We start from the raw sequence: 3357 nt of genomic DNA, 5'->3' as shown, positions 1-3357 counted from the left end.
GGCCCGTCGACAACCACCCTACGAACCAAGCCCCGAGATCACCACGATCTGCTTGACGTCCGTTAGGAACTCATCAGTGCCCGCCATACGACGTGTGCGCGCTGCAACACCACCAGCCAGTACATGCTCCTGCACACCCACACACGCTCCTGCACATCCGAAAACGAACAGTTCCCCACCCCACTCAGGTAGTCCTCGAAGCCGACAACATCGAGGCCCTGACGAGGAACCCGACACCGACTGGGCCTCGGTCTGCCGCAGCACACCCCCGCACAGGAAGTCACCGGCACCGTCCCTCCGGCGGCGGCCTGATCCTGGCCCACTTCATCCGGGCGGTCAGATGACGGCCGGAGGCGTGATGCAGGCCGTCACGTCGACCGCGCAGACCCTCACCGACGCCGACCAGGCCGCCGCCCTGGAAGCGCTCGCACTACCCGCCCTGCTGCGCTTCCTCGCCTGGTCGGCAGCCCACCACGAGGCCGAAGCCGCCCGCTTGGAGGGGGACGCCCGCCGCCCATGTCGCGTGGCGCGCCGCTGTGGCCGCCTGGTGGACTGTCGCCCAGTGGTTCACCGCCTGCCCGCACCCGGTCCTGCTGCTGATGCTGGCCGATCTCCCCGACTCGCTGGCCCGCACCGTCGACGCCAAACAGTGGTGGACCCCACTCGTGTTACAAGTAACCGGCGGAGGAGGTCAGCGACTTGTCCCTGGTCAAGCCGAGTCCTCCACTGACATCACGGTGACGATCAGCAACTGACAATCACACGCAGACCATCACTACTGGTCAGGGCCGGATTTGAGCGGGACGAAGCGGGATGAACGGCACTAAAGCGCCACACGTCACCAGACGCGTTGGCCTAAATGTGACATGGCGCGGTTAGGACAGCATGGACCGGTTGCCACCGACTGTTTACCGATCAACGATCCGTTTCATGCACCTCAAAACCATGAAGCAGACCCTGCTCGTGCTGGGTCTGAGCACGGCCCTCGCCGGAGCCGCGGCCCTGCCCGCCACGGCCGGTACGGGCACCCCGAACACCGCCACCGCGACTCAGTGGCAGCCGATGGGCCCTAACGCCAGCGGCGGCCATCTCGCGTTCACCCCGGCAATGCCGTCCCGCGTCTATGTGCTGCCCGACCGGGGCATGCGTATCGACCGGAGCGACGACCACGGTCTGACGTGGCAGCCGCAGGCCAAGTTCGGAATTCCCGACGGTGTGGGAATGCGACTGGCGGCCGATCCCCACGACCCGGACGTCGTCTATGTGGCGGGGAGGGTCGTGGGTGGTGGTCAGGGCTTCCTGCTGCGCAGCGACGACGGCGCCCGGACGTTCCACACGATGGTGGACAGCCCCACCGAAATGTCCGATGTCGTGGTGTCGCCTTCGGGACAGTACGTCTACGCGGCCGGTGAGGCAGGGGTCTTCGTCAGTGCGGACCACGGCCTGCACTGGCAGCAGATCCCCGGCTCGCCGAACGGAGCGACCCGGCTTGTACTCGACGGCAACGACCTGTTCGTCGGCACCGGCAAGGGGATCTACCTCATCGAGGACGCACTCGGAAACGCCGGCCCGGCGCAGAAACTGCCGACGCCCCTTGATCTCTCGGTGGAAAACCTGTCGGCCCGCGGGCCGGTCCTGGTGGCCTCGAACATATTCCAGGGCGCGGTCTTCTCCACCGACCACGGCCGCACCTGGACCCAGCTGTCCGGGCCCTGGGGTGCCAAGGACGCAATGACCTACACCGGGCTGACCGCGACCGGCGAACTCCAGGCACAGACGGTCGGGACGGCGACCAGCGGGAAGACCATGAAGAACCTGTGGGTCAGCCGCGATCTCGGCCAGACGTGGACCCCTAAGCCGGCAGCCACCAAAGCGCTCGACGTCTACACCGACACCGGCAGCTTCCCGGACCGACCGCAAGAGCAGGTCATCGCGGCCCCAGCAGGGATCTACACGACTTCGGACTCGGTTCGCTTCCAGCGTATCGGCGCGCCTGACGCCGAGGTCGACTCGCTGACCGTCTCGGGCTCCGCGCTCATCGCCGGCACGGCCACCGCGGGCAGCTACCGTTCCACGGCACCCCTGAGCGCGAACCTCCAGCCCGGCTATCAGGATTGGGGGTGGACAGGGCAGAGTCCCTTCACCATCGGCAACCAAATCGAAGCGCTGGCCACCGTACCGGGCGCGAAGGCGAGCGTGCTGAGGACGCGTGGCGGCCTCTGCATGACCGACTGCTTCGCCTTGGAACGCTCAGCGGACGGCGGGGCCACCTGGCGGACACTGGCCCAGGTCCCCGGCGGGGCGTCGTTCTCGGTGGCTGTCGACCCCCGCGATACGTCGAAGATCTACGCCGCGTCCACGTTCCCCGCCATCGGCGTGTATGCCAGCCAGGACGGCGGGTCGACCTTCCAATTGCACCAGTTCCCGGGGCTGCAAAACGTGTCGTCGGTCGCTGTCGACCCCCGGGACGGTTCCTTGTGGATCGGCGATGTGACCGGCCTCTACCACAGCACGGACTCCGGCGCGACCGGGGTCAAGGTGTTCGACGGAGAGGTCTACCGGATTGCGATCGACCCCACCGATCCCCACCACATCGTGGCCGTCGGGAACAACATGATCAAGGTGAGCCATGACGGCGGCGCATCGTTTAACGACGCCACCGACATCCCCGAACTGACCTACGACGACGTCACCTTCGCCCCGGACGGGACGCTGTTCGCCGCATCGCGCGACCTGTACGGGCCCGGTCAGGGCGTGTTCCGCAGCGACGACGGTGGCATGCATTGGAGCAACAGTGTCTCCGCGCAGCTACTCGACCCTGACGTGCACTCGGTGCTGGTCTCCCCCGACGGCCACTGGCTGTTCGCAGGCACGGGGAGCGGCGTGTACCGGCTGGCGCTGAGCTGACCCACCTCGCAACAACGACACGCGTCGGGCGCCCCCCGTCCCTGCGGACGTGAGGCGCCCGACCCCTCGCTCGACCAACCAAACGTGTTCTCCAACCCGCCGGCTGCCGAGCACTGGGGACCATGCGGCGCCACCGTAGGCATTCACACATGCGTCGCCCCCGCTGCCAAGCGGGGGGCGACGTCGTTTTGTATAGGCCACCATTCATTGATCGCACGACGATGATCGCCTTGCCGGGGGTCACACTTACTCGCCCTCGGACGACTCCTCGCCTTCGGCCTCCGGTGCCTCCGCTTCCTGCTTCTCCGCTTCGGCTGTGGTCTCTTCGCCTTCGGTCGAAGTCGACTCGGGCTCCGCGGCCTCACCGGTCGCGGGGGCTTCCGCCTCCGCACCTTCCGCAGTCTCCGCTGCCTCGGCCGCCGACTCCTCACCCTCGGTCGAAGTCGACTC

The 3357-nt window shown here is 67.3% G+C and carries 1 protein-coding gene and 1 pseudogene; one reads left to right on the top strand and one right to left on the bottom strand.

What is annotated here, in order from left to right; translation table 11 throughout:
- Positions 1–930 precede the first annotated feature (930 nt).
- On the top strand, positions 931–2907 hold the full coding sequence (locus ABZ904_RS50870; protein WP_361006301.1) for a hypothetical protein: 1977 nt from the start codon (positions 931–933) through the stop codon (positions 2905–2907).
- 246 nt (positions 2908–3153) lie between these two features.
- Here ABZ904_RS50870 and ABZ904_RS50865 read toward each other — a convergent pair.
- A pseudogene (locus tag ABZ904_RS50865) lies at positions 3154–3357 on the bottom strand (hypothetical protein); the annotation flags it as partial.

The sequence above is a fragment of the Streptomyces sp. NPDC046900 genome, assembly GCF_040644975.1.
Lineage (GTDB): Bacteria > Actinomycetota > Actinomycetes > Streptomycetales > Streptomycetaceae > Streptomyces.
Note: the sequence above shows the minus strand (reverse complement) of the source record. Positions and strands in the feature narration are given on the sequence as shown.